This window comes from Phaeovulum sp., from assembly GCF_030684035.1.
In the GTDB taxonomy this organism is placed as follows: Bacteria; Pseudomonadota; Alphaproteobacteria; order Rhodobacterales; family Rhodobacteraceae; genus UBA6213.
In genome coordinates this window covers 47,062-61,620 of the sequence record NZ_JAUXPI010000047.1, presented here as the reverse complement: position 1 = coordinate 61,620, position 14,559 = coordinate 47,062, and the positions used below count along the sequence as shown (strand labels likewise).

Here is a 14,559-nt window from a genome sequence, read left to right as displayed (position 1 = left end):
GTCAGTGCGCCTCGGCCCAGTTGGCACCCTCGCCCGCATCTACGACCAGCGGCACCGTGAGCTTTACCGCAGGTTCCGCCGCCCCCGCCATGACCGCGCGGGCGCGGGTGATGAGCTCTGGCACCGCGCCCGCCTCGACCTCGAAAACCAGTTCGTCATGCACCTGCAACAGCATCTGTGCGGGAAGCCCGGCGATTGCCGCGGGCATCCGGATCATGGCGCGGCGAATGATATCGGCCGCCGCGCCCTGAATCGGCGCATTGATCGCGGCGCGCTTGGCAAAGCCCGCGCCGGGGCCTTTGGCGTTGATCTCGGGAGTGTGGATCTTGCGGCCAAAGAGGGTTTGCACATAGCCATTGGCACGCGCGAAAGCCACGGTATCATCCATGTATTGGCGGATGCCGGGAAAGCGTTCGAAATACCGGTCGATAAAGCCCTGCGCCTCGGCGCGCGGTATGCGCAGGTTACGCGCGAGGCCATAGCCCGAAATGCCGTAGATGACGCCAAAATTGATCGCCTTGGCGCGGCGGCGCACCTCGGGCGTCATCTCCTCCATCGGCACGTTGAACATTTCCGAGGCGGTCATGGCGTGAATGTCGTGGCCCTGCAGGAACGCCTCTTTCAGCGCCGGAATATCGGCGACATGCGCCAGAATGCGCAGCTCGATCTGGCTGTAATCGAGGCTGACCAGGCGCATTCCCGGACCGGCAACGAAGGCCTCGCGGATGCGGCGGCCTTCATCAGAGCGCACCGGGATGTTTTGCAGGTTCGGGTCGGTCGAGGCAAGCCGCCCGGTATTGGCCCCGGCGATCGAATAGGAGGTATGCACCCGCCCGGTTTCCGGGTTCACATGGCCCTGAAGCGCATCGGTATAGGTCGATTTCAGCTTCGAGAGCTGGCGCCAGTCAAGCACCCGAGCCGCAAGCTCGCTGCCTTCCGCGGCGAGGTCTTCAAGCACATCCGCCCCGGTCGCATAGGCCCCGGTCTTGCCCTTCTCGCCACCCGCCAAGCCGAGCTTGTCGAACAGGATTTCTCCCAGCTGCTTTGGCGAGCCGACGTTGAAGGGCTGACCGGCGAGGCCGTGAATTTCTGCCTCAAGCCCCGCCATCCGTTGCGCGAAAACGTTGGACATCCGCATGAGGGTGGCGGCATCGACCCGCACCCCGGCCATTTCCATCTCTGCCAGCACCGGCACCAGCGGCCTTTCGAGCGTTTCGTAAACGCTTGTCACCTGCGCGCGGTGCAGTTGCGGCTTGAAAAGCTGCCAAAGGCGCAGCGTTACATCGGCATCTTCGGCGGCATATTTCACCGCCTCGTCGATCGGCACCAGATCAAAGGTGATCGCCGCCTTGCCGCCGCCCAAGAGATCCTTGATCGGAATCGGCGTGTGGCGCAGGTATTTCGCGCTCAGCGCATCCATGCCATGCGTATTCAACCCCGCCTGCATCGCGTAGGACATCAGCATGGTGTCGTCGAAGGGTGCCACGCGGATGCCTTGGCGGGCGAAGATCTTCCAGTCATATTTCATGTTCTGGCCGATCTTGAGGACGCTTTCATCCTCCAGCAGCGGTTTCAGCATTGCCAGTGCTTCGTCGAGCGGCAACTGACCCGGCGCAAGGCTCCGCGCCCCGAAAAGATCGCCGCCGCCAAGCTTGTGGCCAAGCGGCATGTAGCCGGCCTGCCCCGGTTCGGTGCACAGCGACACGCCGACCAGTTCGGCCTGCATCTCGTCAAGGCTTGTGGTCTCGGTATCGACCGCGACCCAGCCACGGGCATGGGCCGCCACGATGAACCCCGCCAGCGTTTCCGCATCGCGGATGCAGGTATAGGCGGCGTGGTCAAAGGCGGCCGCTTTGGCAGCGGGCGCGCCCACCGGTTCGGCGTCGCCGCTGCCACTGGCGGCGGGCGCGGGCGCGGGCGGAGGTGCCACCCCGAACTTGTCGGCAATGCGGCGGGCAAGGTTGGCAAATTCCATCTGGGCGAGAAAGCCGAGCAGCACCTGCGGATCGGGTTCGCGTACCGCAAGGCTTTCGAGGCTGAAATCGAGCGGCGTATGCGCATCAAGCGTCACCAGCCGCATCGACATGCGGATCTGTTCGGCATTGTCCAGCAGCGCCGCGCGGCGCTTGGGCTGCGTTATTTCTCCGGCCCGCGCCAGCAGGGTTTCCAGGTCTCCATATTCGTTGATAAGCAGCGCCGCGGTTTTGATGCCGATCCCCGGCGCGCCGGGGATGTTATCGACGGCATCGCCCGCCAACGCCTGCACATCGACCACCCTTTCAGGGCCCACGCCGAATTTTTCAACCACCTCGTCAGGGCCGATCCGCTGCCCCTTCATCGCATCAAGCATTTCCACGCCGCCGCCGACAAGCTGCATCAGGTCCTTGTCCGAGGAGATGATGGTGCAGCGCCCGCCCGCCTCGCGCGCCTGCCGTGCCAGTGTCGCAATGATGTCGTCGGCCTCGAAATTGGCCATTTCGATGCTGGCGAGGTTGAACGCCCGCGTCGCCTCGCGGGTGAGCGGAAATTGCGGCCGCAGATCTTCTGGCAGTTCGGGGCGGTTCGCCTTGTAGGCGGGAAAGATCTCGTTGCGGAAGGTCTTGGCCGAATGGTCGAAAATCACCGCCGCGTGGGTGGGGGCATCGGCCCCTTTCGCATCTTCGATATAGCGCAGGATCATGTTGGCAAAGCCCGCCACCGCGCCCACCGGCAGCCCGTCAGACCGGCGGGTAAGCTGTGGCAGCGCGTGATAGGCGCGAAAGATGAAGGCCGAGCCGTCGATCAGATGCAGATGGCAGCCTTTGCCGAAACTCATGGGCTTCCCCTCCCTCGGGTTGCGCTCGGCGGGCCGCCCCACGCCTCAGTGGTCGGCTTGGGCGTGTTCGCGGTCGATCACGAAGCGCTTGCCGCAATAGCCGCAGGTAACCTCGCCGGTGCCTGGCGGGATCACCAGATACACCCGCGGATGCCCGTCCGCGCCGGTTCCGCCACTGCAGGCAACGGTCCAGGAGGTGACTTTCTCGGTTTCGGGGCAAAGGGTCATCGGGCAGGCTCCATTGGCATTCTGGCGCGAATTGCGCGGATCGGCCCCATGATAGCGACTGCGGCGGGCCGGGCAAGCGGCAACGGGCAGGCGGGACAGATGCGCGCCACTTGCCCTTGGCGGCATCTGGGTCTTCGCGGTCATGTTCATGGCAATGGCAAGCGGAGGGCAAGATGCGAAAGGCATGGTTACCTGCGACGATCTTCACCGCCTTGCTCGGCGCACAGGATGCGGCGGCCGATCTTGCCGCCGGGCTCGCGGCCTATACCGCGGGCGATACTGCAACAGCACCGGCAGAATGGGCACCGCTTGCGGCAGCAGGCGACCGCGAGGCGCAGTTTCGCCTCGGCATCCTGCTTGAATATGGCCGCGGCGTGCCACAAGACCCGGCCGAGGCGGCGCGGCTCTACCGGCTCGCCGCCGCGCAGGGCCATGTGCTGGCGCAGCGCAACCTCGCCACACTCTTGCATCTGGGCCGGGTGCTGGCACGCGATCCGGTCCGCGCCCAGATTTGGGCGCGCATCGCCGCCGATGCTGGCGATTCCGCTGCCGCGGCGCTCAGCGAGAGCATTGCCGCCACCATGACCGAGCCCGACCTCGCAGAGGCACAGCGGCGGGCGCGCGCCTGTCTCGCCTCGGGCTACCTTGCCTGCGAGTAACGTTTTCGCGCATGGCACCCTGCACGGGAGCGCAGTAGTTTCGCCGCAACGAGTCGCGCGCGAAAGGGCAGAGCATGGCACGAAGGGTCTGGGCAATGGCGCTGGCACTGGCGGTATCGCTTGCCGCGCAGTCCGCCGCCGCCGACTACCGCGAGGGTCGTGCCGCCTATTTGCGCCGCGATTTCGCCGCCGCAATCGCCGCCTGGGTGCCACTTGCCGAGGCAGGCGATGTTGATGCGCAGTTCAGCCTCGGGCTGCTTGCGGAAAACGGCGAAGGGTCAGAGCCAGACCCGGTGCTTGCGGCGCGCTGGTACCGCATGGCCGCCGCGCAGGGCGATACCCGATCACAATCAAATCTCGGCGCAGTTCTCGCCACAGGCGCGGGCTCCGAGGCCAATTATGCCGAAGCCCGGCACTGGCTGGCGCTTGCCATCGCCGACGGCGATCTGACCGCGCTTTATCACCTTGGCGTGCTTTCGGAAAACGGTCGGGGCGGTGTCAGGGATGAAGCCGAGGCGCTGCGGCTTTTTGGCCTCGCCGCCGCCAGGGACCACCCCGGCGCGCAGTTCGCGCTTGGCGGTATGCATGCGGTGGGGCGCGGCGTGGCGGCTGACCCTAGCGCCGCGCTCGGCTGGTATCGGCAAGCCGCCACGCAAGCCCATCCCGGCGCATTGGTGGCGCTGATACATGCCTATGCAGAAGGCCGGGGCACGACAAAAAGCGATATCACCGCGCTTTTGTGGGCAACCCTCGCCGCTTCACGCGGCATCCCCGAGGCAATCGCCTGGCGCGAACGGCTTGAGGCGGCACTGCCCGAAGCCGATATTGCCGAGGCCCGCCGCCGCGTCGGCATCTGCGTGATGTCGCGTTTTGCCAACTGCGAATAGCCACCCGCGCGCGCCGCAACCGCAGGCTGATGCCAGCGCGCCCGCCGCGTGCTATGCTCCGGCTCAGAGGCCTCGGGCGGGGAGGGGAGCACGGAATGGGCAGACACGGGCGGTTTCTGGCTTCGGTTCTCGCGTCGGTGCTGGCGGGCACGCTGGCCGCAGGTGCCGTGCGCGCAGCAGATTTTCAGGCCGGGCTCAGCGCCTATACCGCTGGCGATTTCGCCACCGCGCTGGCGGAGTGGCAGCCGTTGGCCGAGGCGGGTGACGCGGTTGCGCAGTTCAACCTTGGCGTCATGCACCAGTTTGCCAAAGGCATCGCGCAAGATGATGCGGCGGCGGTGCACTGGTATGCGCTTGCCGCCGCGCAGGGCTATGCGATGGCGCAATCAAGCCTTGGCGTGATGCACGATTTCGGCCTCGGCACCGCCAGTAACGATGCCGAGGCGGCGCGCTGGTATGCGCTGGCGGCGGCGCAGGGCGTGGCCAAGGCGCAAAACAACCTCGGCCTGCTGCATGAGACCGGGCGGGGCGTGCCGCAGGATCTGGCCGAGGCAGAGCGGCTCTACCGCCTCGCGGCAGATCAGGGCTATGCCAAGGGCCAGCTCAATCTCGGGCGGCTCCACGAGGCGGGCCGGGGGCTGCCGAAGGATTTTGCCGAGGCGCGGCGGCTTTACCTGCTTGCCGCCGCGCAGGGCGACGCCGAGGCGCAGTTCCTGCTCGGTGCCATGCACGATGCCGGGCGCGGTGTGACGCAGGATTTTGCCGAGGCGGCGCGGCTTTACCGCCTCGCCGCCGATCAGGGCAACGCCGAGGCACAGTTCAACCTTGGGGCCATGCATGAGGCGGGCGAGGGTGTCGCCAAAGACCCCGCCGAGGCGGCGCGGTGGTATCGGCTTGCGGTGGCAGAGGGCCACGCGCGGGCCATGACCAACCTTGGCGTGCTGCATGCGGCGGGTCGCGGGGTGGCACAGGACGAAGCCGAGGCGGTGCGGCTTTACGCAATGGCGGCGCGGCTTGGCAACGCCACCGCGCAAGGCAACCTTTCAGGCAAATACGAACGCGGCGAGGGGGTCGCGGCAGACCCGGTCACGGCGCTTGTCTGGGCCATTCTCGGGGCCGAGGGCGGCAACCCCCGCGCCATCGCCGCCCGCGACAGGCTCGCGGCAATGCTGCCCGAAGCCGAGGCCGCCAAGGCCCGCCGCCGCGCCGACGACTGTCTTGCCTCGGGTTATACGGCCTGCAACTAGGTCTCGCGGGTTCTTGCCGGGGTGGCAGAGTGACGATAGGCTCCGCTTTGGCGAAAGGGCAGCGACGAGGGCACCTATGGCGCAGGCGGCATGGCTGTTAATGGCGGCATTTGCTCTGTTGGCTGCGCCAGGGCGGGCAAGTGCTGCGGATTTTCTGCAAGGCCTCGCAGCGCTGATGGCGGGCGACTATCAGGCTGCGCGCGCCGAATGGGAACCGCTGGCGCGCGAAGGCAATGCCTTGGCCCAGTTCAATCTCGGTGTAATGTACGAGCAAGGCACCGGCATGGATCCCGACCTGCCGGGCGCGGCGCGACTCTACCGCCTTGCTGCCGACCAAGGTGATGCAAAAGCCCAGGTCAATCTCGCCATTCTGCTGGCCGAAGGTCGCGGTTTGCCGCAGGACCTTGCCGAGGCGGTGCGCCTGTTTCGTCTGGCCGCCGAGCAGGGCGATGCGCTGTCGCAGACGCGCCTTGGGCAGCTCCACGCTACAGGCCAGGGTGTGCCGCAGGATTTCGCCCAGGCCGCCATGCTTTACCGCCGCGCCGCCGATCAGGGCATTGCCGCTGCGCAGTTCAACCTCGGGGTGATGCACGCCGAGGGCCAGGGCATGCCACAAGACCACGTCGAGGCGGTGCGCATGTTCCGCCTTGCCGCCGGGCAGGGTCATGCCGAGGCGCAGTTCAATCTGGGCGTGATGAGCGCGCAGGGCATGGGGATGGCAGCAGACCCGGAAACTGCCGCGCGTCAGTACGGCCTCGCGGCCAGCCAGGGCCACCCGCGCGCGCAGTTCAACCTTGGCCTCATGTTTTCCGACGGCATGGGCGTGCCGCAGGACCATGCCGAGGCCGCCCGTCTGTGGCACCTTGCCGCCGGGCAGGGTCATGCCGGCGCGATGAACAGTCTCGGATGGGCGCATGTCGATGGGCTTGGCGTGGCGCAGGACTATGCCGAGGCCGCGCGGTTCTTCCGCGCCGCCGCAGGGCTGGGGCTGGCCGATGCGCAATATGTTCTGGCGATCCTGCACCTTGACGGCATCGGCGTACCACATGCCCCCATGACCGCCCACATGTGGGCCAATATCGCGAGCACCAACGGCAACGAGACCGCCCCCACCCTGCGCGACGAAATCGCCGCCACCCTCTCCCCCGCCGACCTGACCGAGGCCCAGCGCCGCGCGCGGGAGTGCCTCGCCGCCGCCTACACACGCTGCGACTGAGCCCCCGGCCCCGCTCCAGCCGACACTGGCAACAGTTGTTGCGGGCCGCGCGGATGTGCTCATGGGCGAAGCCGAGGCCGACAAGGCCCGCCGCCGCGCCGCAAGCTGCGCTTTGTCGGGCTTCGTGACCTGCTGAGGCGCGGTTGCAGCGGCATTCAGCGATTTGCACGAGGGGCGGCGGCGGGGTAGCCTTGCGGCCATGGCGGCGGCGGAGGGGGTGCGATGCGCAGGGCGTGGGTTTTGGCGGGCGTGATCGGGCTGGGGCTTCTGGCGCAGGGGGCAAGGGCGGATTTCGCGGCGGGTGTGGCGGCGTATGAGAGGGGCGACTACAGGGCCGCAGTCGCGGAATGGTCATCGCTGGCCGAAAGCGGCGATGCAGAGGGGCAATTCTTCCTTGGTCTCATGTATGCGGAAGGAAAGGGAGTGCCGCTGGATTATGCAGAGGCGGCACGACTCTACCGCCTCGCGGCGGAACAGGGCTTTGCCCTTGCGCAATACAACCTCGGCGTAAGTTTTGCGAACGGCTTGGGCGTGCCGCAAGATCACACGGAAGCGGCCCGGCTCTATCGGCTTGCTGCCGATCAGGGCTTTCCCCAAGCGCAAACCAGCCTCGCCGTCATGTACGACATCGGCCAGGGCGTCGCGCAAGACTACGCCGAAGCTGCGCGGCTTTACCGATTGGCCGCCGATCAGGGCGATGCCGGTGCGCAAAACAACTTGGCGCTTATGTACGACGACGGCAAAGGCGTGCCGCAGGACTATGCCGAGGCCGCGCGGCTCTACCGTCTGGCCGCTGATCAGGGCAACGCTGAGGCCCAGAAAAACCTCTCGCGTTTGTACCTCTTGGGCTGGGGTGCCCTGCAAGACCCCATCGCCGCCCACATGTGGGCCAACATCGCGGGTGCAAATGGCAGCTCCATTGCCCCCGCCCTGCGCGACCTCCTTGCCGCAAGTATGACCCCCGCTGACATCTCCGAGGCCCAGCGGCGGGCGCGGGAATGCCTTGCCTCCAACTATACCCGTTGCGATTGACCCCCTACCCCCGCTCCACCCGGCACTGGTAGCAGTTGTTCCGCGCCGAGCGGATGTGCACATAGGCAATCGCAGGATCGGCCAGCAGCTCCGCCGCCCGTGCCGCGATGGCCTCGCGCGCCACCACGCCGCCGCTGCCATAAACGATGCGGTCATTCGTGCCATAGCCACGCAGGATGTAGTCCGGCGAGGCGAGGATTTGCGGCAGTTCGTGGCCGGGTGTGGCGGGCTCGCAGGGCCCGGCATGCAGGAAGATCGGGCCGATTTCCGCATAGGGCTGGGGCTTCGGAAACGGGCGATACGCCAGTATCAGCATCGGCGCGCCCTCTGCGATCAGCCGCAGGCAATGGCGGCAGGGGTTTCCGCCGCCCTCCGCCAGCACCCGCTCGGGCGGCTGGCCGTTGGCATCCGGGCCACCCGCCTGCAAGGCACGGACGGCGGCAGTGGGCAGGGCGACAAATCTGATGCGGGTCATGGCTACTCCGGTTTGCAAGCTCCGCGCCACCCTGCCCGCCGCAGCAGTCCGGCGCGACCCGGAACCTGCGCAATCCTGCCTCGCCGCCGCGTGGCGCGCGCTCGGTTGCCGGCAACAGGTTCACTCCCTGGTGCCCGGAACGTCTATCCTGCAATTTCAACGTGTTGAAAGTTCGCCAGCACCCAGCCGCCACGCGCCGCCGCCCTTTCCCCGCCCGACGCCATCGCCTAGACTGCCCGCATGTCGCCGCTTCCTGCCCCCCTTGCCCGCTGGCTCGCCACCCGAGGTTGGCAGCTTCACCCGCATCAGGCGGCAATGCTGGCGTGCGCGGGGCGGCCGGCAACACTGCTCATCGCCCCCACCGGCAGCGGCAAAACCCTTGCCGGGTTCCTGCCAAGCCTCGCAGAGCTCGGGGCCCAGCCGGAGCCCGGCCTGCACACCCTCTACATTTCGCCGCTGAAGGCTTTGGCGGTCGATATTCGCCGCAACCTGACCGCGCCGGTCGCCGAAATGGGCCTGGCCATCCGCATTGAAGACCGCACCGGCGACACCTCGGCCCACAGCCGCCGGAACCAGCGCGCCGCCCCGCCGCATATCCTGCTGACCACGCCCGAAAGCCTTGCCTTGCTGCTCAGCTACCCCGATGCACCGCGTATTTTTGGCGGCCTCAGGCGGGTGGTGGTTGATGAAATCCACGCGCTCGCCGAAAGCAAGCGCGGCGATCAGTTGATGCTTGGCCTCGCGCGGCTGCAAGGCCTCGCGCCCGGTTTGCGCCGGGTCGGGCTGTCGGCGACCGTTGAAGACCCCGCTGCCCTCGCCCGCTTTTTCGCGCCCGTAGGCTGCGAGGTGCTGGCCGCCGATCCTGGCCCCGAGCCCGATATCGCGATGCTTGCCACCGCCCCGCCGCCCTGGGCGGGCGGCGGCGGGCGCTACGCGATTGCCGAGATTCTGGCCGAGGTCAGGGCGCACCGCACCACCATCATCTTCCACAACACCCGCGCCCAGGCGGAACTTTTCTTCCATGCGCTCTGGCTGGCCAACAGCGAGAACCTGCCGATCGGCATTCACCATGGCAGCCTTGACCGCGAGGCGCGCGCGCTCACCGAGGCGGCAATGGCGGCGGGAGAGTTGCGCGCGGTTGTGGCCACCGGAAGCCTCGATCTCGGGCTTGACTGGGGCGCGGTGGATCTTGTCATTCAGGTGGGCGCGCCGAAAAACGTGAAGCGACTGGTGCAGCGGATCGGGCGGGCCAATCACCGCGCCGGAGCCCCTTCAAAGGCCTTCCTCGTGCCCGCCAACCGCTTTGAAGTGATCGAATGCTGGGCCGCACTTGCCGCCGTGCGGGCGCGCGAGCTTGACGGCGAGCCGCGCCCTCCCGGCGCGCTCGACGTGCTCTGCCAGCACCTCGCACTGACCGCTTGCGCCGGGCCATTCGACGCCGAGGCGCTTTTTGCCGAACTGCGCCGGGCCGGGCCCTATGCGGCGCTCAGCCGCGCCGATTTCGATGCCTGCCTCGATTTCTGCGCCACCGGCGGCTACGCCCTGCGCGCCTATGACCGCTGGCACCGGCTGATGCAGCGCGATGGCCGCTGGACCCTGCGCGACCCGCGCAGCGCCCGCGATCTGCGCATGAACATCGGCACCATAGTGGAAACCGAGACGATGAAGGTCCGGATGCGGCGCGGCGGCACCCCCCTGGGCGAGATCGAGGAAGCCTTTGCCGCCACCCTTTCGCCCGGCGACAGCTTTCTGATCGGCGGTCAGGTGGTTCGCTTCGAGGGATTGAACGAGCTGACCGTGGAGGTCAGCCATTCCGCCGCGCGCCGGCCGAAGATCGCGGTTTTCTCAGGGTCGAAGTTTTCCACCTCCACGCGGCTTTCGGCGCGAATTCTTGAGCTGATCGGCGCGCGGGACCCGGATTTGCCCGCCCACACCCGCGACTGGCTGGCGCTGCAAGCCGAGGTTTCCGCTTTGCCGGATGCCGCGTCCATGCTGGTCGAGAGTTTCCCGCATGAGGGGCTCGAATACGCCTGCTTCTGGGGTTTTGCCGGGCGCGGAGCCATGCAGACGCTTGGCATGGTGCTGACCCGGCGGATGGAGGCGCTTGGTCTGGCACCCTTGGGTTTCGTCGCATCGGATTGCGCGGTGCTGATCTGGGGTCTGGAACCTCTGCGCGACGCCGCGCGCCTCATGCAACCGGAAGCGCTGCGCGAGGGGTTGGCGGAGTGGTTCGAGCAAACCTCGGTGATGAAACGCGCCTTTCGGCCGGTGGCGACCGTGGCGGGGCTGATTCAGCGCAACCTGCCCGGCAAACGCAAGAGCGGGCGGCAGGCCGCCTTTTCGTCGGATATTCTTTACGACACGCTCGCCCGCCATGACCCCGGCCACCTGATGCTGCGCATCGCCCGCGACGCGGCGCTTGTCGGTATGGTCGATGCGGGGCGTCTGGAAGCGATGCTGGCGCAGTTTGCCGGGCGGGTTGAGTTGCGGCGCATCGCGCGGGTGCCGCCGCTTGCCGCACCGCTGCTGCTCGAGATGGGCAAGGTGGCGGTTCAGGGCGCGGGGCGCGAGCGGCTGATGGAGGCAGAAGCGGCGCGGCTGATGGCAGCGGCGGGGTTGCAGTAGGGGGGGCTTTCCAAACCCCGCAGGGTGTTTTGCCAAGGCAGGCCATGCCGGGCGTGGAACTCTGCGGTCTTCGGGAGTATCGCGGTGGCAGGTGCAGGGGCGGGAATGCGCGGATACCGGTTCGAACTGGCGGGGACGGCGCTTTTGGCGCGGGGCACGGGCACGCTCTGGTGGGAGGCGCAGCGGCTTCTGGTAGTATCGGACCTGCATTTCGGCAAAGCCGAGCGTATTGCCCGACGCGGCGGGGCGCTGCTTCCCCCCTATGACACCGCAGCGACGCTGGCGCGGCTTGATGCCGAGATTGCGGCGCTTGATCCCGCCGGTGTTGTCTGCCTTGGCGACAGTTTCGACGATCTGGAGGCGGCGGACATGCCCGCGCCCGAGGCGCTCTGGCTGGCGCGACTTATGGCGGGGCGGGAATGGGTCTGGGTCGCGGGCAACCATGACCCCGGACCACTGGCAATCGGCGGAACCCATGTGGCCGAGCTGGCGCGCGGGTCGCTGCAATTTCGGCACATTGCCGAGGCCGAAGCTGCGGCAGGCGAAGTTTCAGGGCATTTTCACCCCAAGGCGCGGCTTGGTGGCACCCAGCGCCCCTGTTTCCTGATCGACCAGCGGCGCGTCATCATGCCCGCTTTCGGTGCCTATACCGGCGGGCTGAGATGCACCGACCCGGTTCTGACAGGGCTGATGCAGCCAGGCACCGTGGCCGTGCTGACCGGGGCACAGGCGCTTGTGCTGCCGATGCCGATGCCGAGACCCGGCTGACGCTGCGATGCAGGTTCAGCTGCCGCCCGCTCCGATGCCATCGAGCATCACCTGCACCGCCGCCCGATAGGTTTTGGATACCGGCACCTTGCTGCCATCGCTGAGCTGCAACACCGCCTTGCCCGAAGCCGACGTGGAAAGCCTGACCGCCGACGCCGCAACCCAATGCGAGCGGTGCACCCGGGTGCCAGGAATGCCCCCGACCTCGGTGATTGCATCACCCAACCGGATCAGCACCGCGGTGGTGCCGGCCTCGGTCACCACATCCACATAATGATCGCGCACAGAAAGACGCAGCAGCGGCGCGCGCATCTCCACCGGCAAGCGGGCATAAAGGCGCGGTTCGCCCGCCCCGGAGGGCGGCGCAACGACGTTTTTCTGCGGTGCCAGCGCAAACCGGATGGCGCTGACGCCCATCGATGCGGCAAAAACGAGAAGCGATAGCTCGACCAGCCCGGGTGCCGGGGTGATTTCGCTGTCAACCAGCTCGGCAGCGATAGATTGCAACGGCGGCGCGAGCAGCAGCGTTACCAGAGCCGCCAGCACCGGTGCCTGTGCGGCAAAATGCCGCAGTCCGAAAACACTCTCCACCAGCGTGCGCACGCCTGTGCCAAGCAAAATCGCAACAGCGATCAGTCCCGGCCAGAACACCAGCCGAAGTTCCAGCGACAGCGAGTTGAGGGTTCCGAACGGCCCGGCGATAATGCCAAAAAACGAAATCGCAGCCCAGATTACGGGCGCCGCCGGGAAAAGCAGATTTGCTTTCCATTGTTGAAAAAAAGAGGCCATCAACCTCGAGCTCAAATGCATTGCCCTGCAACTGTGCTACTCGTTCGCTCACAATCGCGCAACACTGTTGCCAGCACGCGCCGCCGGGGCTTTGATCGCGGTAGCTGCAAGGAGCCCGCCATGCCCTACCCCGTTTTGCCACGCATCGCCGCCAGTTTCGCCCAGCAGGCAATGATGCGCACGATCGGCGCGCAGATTGTCGCGGCGGAAAGCGGGTGCTGCGAAATCTCGGCGCCGCTCTTGCCGCAGATGGGCCAGCAGCATGGCGCGGGTCATGCCGGTGTGACCTTCGCGCTTGGCGACACGGCGGCGGGCTATGCGGCGCTGACGGTGATGGAACCGGAGCGCGAAGTGATGACCGCCGAGATGAAGATCAACCTTGTGGCACCCGCGGTGGGGGTGCGGCTGATCGCGCGCGGGCGGGTGGTCAAGGCGGGGCGGAGGCTGGACGTGGTGACCGCCGAGGTCGAAGCTGAGGCCGCGGACGGATGCCGCAGGCTGGTTGCGGTATTGCAAGGCACGATGGTGCCGGTAGATCAGGCGTGAGCGGTGTTACCGCGCTCAGGCGGTCAGCCCCTCGGGTTCGGGAAGGTCATTGGCGCGGCAGGCGGCGGTGACGGTATTGGCCAGAAGGCAAGCAATGGTCATCGGGCCAACGCCGCCCGGCACCGGGGTGATCGCCCCTGCCACCTGCACCGCGCTGGCAAAATCGACATCACCCACAAGCCGGGTCTTGCCCTCGTGTGTCACGCGGTTGATGCCGACGTCGATCACCGTAGCGCCGGGTCTGATGAAATCGCCGGTGATCATCTGCGGCCGTCCTACCGCCGCCACCAGAATGTCGGCACCCCGGCAAACCGAAGCAAGCTCGCGGGTGCGCGAATGCGCGATGGTCACGGTGCAACTTTCGCGCAACAAAAGCTGCGCCATCGGCTTGCCGACAAGGTTCGAGCGGCCAACGACCACGGCGTTCATGCCCGAAAGGCTGCCAAGCTGGTCGCGCAGGAGCATCAGGCAGCCAAGCGGGGTGCAGGAAACCATCGCCTTGCCGCCCGAGGCCAGGAGCCCCGCGTTGAGAATATGCAGCCCGTCCACATCCTTGGCAGGGTCGATCCGTGCCACGATCTCGGTTTCGCTCAAATGCGCGGGAACCGGGAACTGCACCAGAATGCCGTGCACGGTCGGGTCGGCGTTCAGCCGGTCGATCAGCGCATAAAGGGCTGCGGTGGTGACATCGGCGGGCAATTTGTGCTCGAAGCTGTTCATCCCGGTTTCGCGCGAAGCAATGCCCTTGTTACGCACATAGACCTCGGAGGCCGGATCGGTGCCCACCAGCACCACCGCAAGCCCCGGCGCAATGCCGAAATCGGCCTTCAGCCGCGCGACGTGCTCGGCCACCTTGCCCCGCAGCTTTGCCGCAAAGGCCTTGCCGTCGATAATGGTTGCGCTCATGCGTCTTTTCCCCTTGCCAGAGCTTCTTCCTCGCGGGCAATCGCCCAGTCGATGATCTGTCGCCAGAGCGCCTCGGCCAGAGCCGGGTCGAGGCCGCGCGCCACGGCTTCGCTTCGCACATGCGCCAGCACCTCGGCCACCCGTTCCGGCACCAGCGCCGCCATGCCCTCGGCACGCTTCAGCTCTGCCGCGCGGTCGATCAGCCGCGCGCGATCCGCGAGTGCCGCCACCAATGCGGCATCGAGCAGGTCGATCTCGGCGCGCAATTCGGCCATGCTGGCAATCTGGGCGGGCGATTTCATCGGCAGGCTCCCGAGACTTCGGATGCGGGGCTAATGCCCGGTTTCCGCCGCAGGCTCAAGCCCC

The 14,559-nt window shown here is 67.1% G+C and carries 14 protein-coding genes; 8 read left to right on the top strand and 6 right to left on the bottom strand.

Translation table 11 applies throughout. The features are described 5' to 3' along the window. Position 1 precedes the first annotated feature (1 nt). Positions 2-2,815, bottom strand: a complete 2,814-nt coding sequence (polA, locus tag Q8J98_RS11440; RefSeq protein ID WP_305294454.1) for a DNA polymerase I — start codon at positions 2,813-2,815, stop codon at positions 2-4. A 45-nt stretch (positions 2,816-2,860) separates the two neighbouring features. Then, positions 2,861-3,229, bottom strand: coding sequence for a zinc-finger domain-containing protein (locus Q8J98_RS14800; protein ID WP_370868082.1), 369 nt, complete (start codon positions 3,227-3,229; stop codon positions 2,861-2,863). Here Q8J98_RS14800 and Q8J98_RS11430 point away from each other — a divergent pair. The 5 genes from Q8J98_RS11430 (at position 3,217) to Q8J98_RS11410 (ending at position 8,084) form a co-directional block, all read left to right on the top strand. Next, positions 3,217-3,702, top strand: a complete 486-nt coding sequence (locus Q8J98_RS11430) for a sel1 repeat family protein (protein WP_305294453.1) — start codon at positions 3,217-3,219, stop codon at positions 3,700-3,702. The genes Q8J98_RS14800 and Q8J98_RS11430 overlap by 13 nt on opposite strands. A gap of 74 nt (positions 3,703-3,776) precedes the next feature. Continuing rightward, positions 3,777-4,589 (top strand): tetratricopeptide repeat protein, encoded by an 813-nt coding sequence (locus Q8J98_RS11425; protein WP_305294452.1) that lies wholly within the window; start codon positions 3,777-3,779, stop codon positions 4,587-4,589. A gap of 95 nt (positions 4,590-4,684) precedes the next feature. Further along, positions 4,685-5,836: a tetratricopeptide repeat protein gene (locus Q8J98_RS11420; RefSeq protein ID WP_305294451.1), complete on the top strand. Its 1,152-nt coding sequence runs from the start codon at positions 4,685-4,687 to the stop codon at positions 5,834-5,836. 100 nt (positions 5,837-5,936) lie between these two features. Next, complete coding sequence (locus tag Q8J98_RS11415; RefSeq protein ID WP_305294450.1) at positions 5,937-7,052, top strand: tetratricopeptide repeat protein; 1,116 nt, start codon at positions 5,937-5,939, stop codon at positions 7,050-7,052. 222 nt (positions 7,053-7,274) lie between these two features. Further along, complete coding sequence (locus Q8J98_RS11410; RefSeq protein WP_305294449.1) at positions 7,275-8,084, top strand: tetratricopeptide repeat protein; 810 nt, start codon at positions 7,275-7,277, stop codon at positions 8,082-8,084. A 4-nt stretch (positions 8,085-8,088) separates the two neighbouring features. Here the strand turns inward: Q8J98_RS11410 and Q8J98_RS11405 are convergent, their stop codons facing one another. Beyond that, positions 8,089-8,559, bottom strand: coding sequence for a DUF1203 domain-containing protein (locus Q8J98_RS11405; protein ID WP_305294448.1), 471 nt, complete (start codon positions 8,557-8,559; stop codon positions 8,089-8,091). Between the two features lie 240 nt (positions 8,560-8,799). Between Q8J98_RS11405 and Q8J98_RS11400 the strand changes: the two genes are divergently transcribed. Together Q8J98_RS11400 and pdeM are read left to right on the top strand one after the other, a co-directional pair. Next, the gene (locus Q8J98_RS11400; protein WP_305294447.1) at positions 8,800-11,184 is read left to right on the top strand and encodes a ligase-associated DNA damage response DEXH box helicase; all 2,385 of its coding nucleotides are present in this window, start codon (positions 8,800-8,802) and stop codon (positions 11,182-11,184) included. 105 nt (positions 11,185-11,289) lie between these two features. Next, complete coding sequence (pdeM, locus tag Q8J98_RS11395) at positions 11,290-11,952, top strand: ligase-associated DNA damage response endonuclease PdeM (RefSeq protein ID WP_305294446.1); 663 nt, start codon at positions 11,290-11,292, stop codon at positions 11,950-11,952. Positions 11,953-11,967: 15 nt separating this feature from the next. Here pdeM and Q8J98_RS11390 read toward each other — a convergent pair whose 3' ends face one another. Continuing rightward, positions 11,968-12,741 (bottom strand): LytTR family DNA-binding domain-containing protein, encoded by a 774-nt coding sequence (locus Q8J98_RS11390; protein ID WP_305294445.1) that lies wholly within the window; start codon positions 12,739-12,741, stop codon positions 11,968-11,970. 120 nt (positions 12,742-12,861) lie between these two features. Here Q8J98_RS11390 and Q8J98_RS11385 point away from each other — a divergent pair, with 120 nt between their 5' ends. Continuing rightward, entirely contained in the window at positions 12,862-13,287 is a 426-nt protein-coding gene (locus tag Q8J98_RS11385) for a PaaI family thioesterase (RefSeq protein ID WP_305294444.1), read from the top strand. 15 nt (positions 13,288-13,302) lie between these two features. On the opposite strand, the gene folD is transcribed toward Q8J98_RS11385, so the two are convergent. After that, positions 13,303-14,193: a bifunctional methylenetetrahydrofolate dehydrogenase/methenyltetrahydrofolate cyclohydrolase FolD gene (gene folD, locus Q8J98_RS11380; protein ID WP_305294443.1), complete on the bottom strand. Its 891-nt coding sequence runs from the start codon at positions 14,191-14,193 to the stop codon at positions 13,303-13,305. Next, positions 14,190-14,495 carry a chorismate mutase gene (locus Q8J98_RS11375; protein WP_305294442.1) on the bottom strand — a complete coding sequence of 102 codons (306 nt, stop codon included), beginning with the start codon at positions 14,493-14,495 and terminating at the stop codon, positions 14,190-14,192. The genes folD and Q8J98_RS11375 overlap by 4 nt, the downstream gene beginning before the upstream one ends. Positions 14,496-14,559 lie beyond the last annotated feature (64 nt).

What these genes read in the sequence shown, in the direction of transcription:
- Q8J98_RS11400 (WP_305294447.1), top strand. Translation starts at nt 8,800, where the DNA reads ATGTCGCCGCTTCCTGCCCCCCTTGCCCGCTGGCTCGCCACCCGAGGT.
- Q8J98_RS11375 (WP_305294442.1), bottom strand. Translation starts at nt 14,495, where the DNA reads ATGAAATCGCCCGCCCAGATTGCCAGCATGGCCGAATTGCGCGCCGAG.
- Q8J98_RS11415 (WP_305294450.1), top strand. Translation starts at nt 5,937, where the DNA reads ATGGCGGCATTTGCTCTGTTGGCTGCGCCAGGGCGGGCAAGTGCTGCG.
- Q8J98_RS11390 (WP_305294445.1), bottom strand. Translation starts at nt 12,741, where the DNA reads ATGGCCTCTTTTTTTCAACAATGGAAAGCAAATCTGCTTTTCCCGGCG.
- pdeM (WP_305294446.1), top strand. Translation starts at nt 11,290, where the DNA reads ATGCGCGGATACCGGTTCGAACTGGCGGGGACGGCGCTTTTGGCGCGG.
- Q8J98_RS11420 (WP_305294451.1), top strand. Translation starts at nt 4,685, where the DNA reads ATGGGCAGACACGGGCGGTTTCTGGCTTCGGTTCTCGCGTCGGTGCTG.
- Q8J98_RS14800 (WP_370868082.1), bottom strand. Translation starts at nt 3,229, where the DNA reads ATGCCTTTCGCATCTTGCCCTCCGCTTGCCATTGCCATGAACATGACC.
- Q8J98_RS11425 (WP_305294452.1), top strand. Translation starts at nt 3,777, where the DNA reads ATGGCACGAAGGGTCTGGGCAATGGCGCTGGCACTGGCGGTATCGCTT.
- Q8J98_RS11430 (WP_305294453.1), top strand. Translation starts at nt 3,217, where the DNA reads ATGCGAAAGGCATGGTTACCTGCGACGATCTTCACCGCCTTGCTCGGC.
- Q8J98_RS11405 (WP_305294448.1), bottom strand. Translation starts at nt 8,559, where the DNA reads ATGACCCGCATCAGATTTGTCGCCCTGCCCACTGCCGCCGTCCGTGCC.
- Q8J98_RS11410 (WP_305294449.1), top strand. Translation starts at nt 7,275, where the DNA reads ATGCGCAGGGCGTGGGTTTTGGCGGGCGTGATCGGGCTGGGGCTTCTG.
- polA (WP_305294454.1), bottom strand. Translation starts at nt 2,815, where the DNA reads ATGAGTTTCGGCAAAGGCTGCCATCTGCATCTGATCGACGGCTCGGCC.
- Q8J98_RS11385 (WP_305294444.1), top strand. Translation starts at nt 12,862, where the DNA reads ATGCCCTACCCCGTTTTGCCACGCATCGCCGCCAGTTTCGCCCAGCAG.
- folD (WP_305294443.1), bottom strand. Translation starts at nt 14,193, where the DNA reads ATGAGCGCAACCATTATCGACGGCAAGGCCTTTGCGGCAAAGCTGCGG.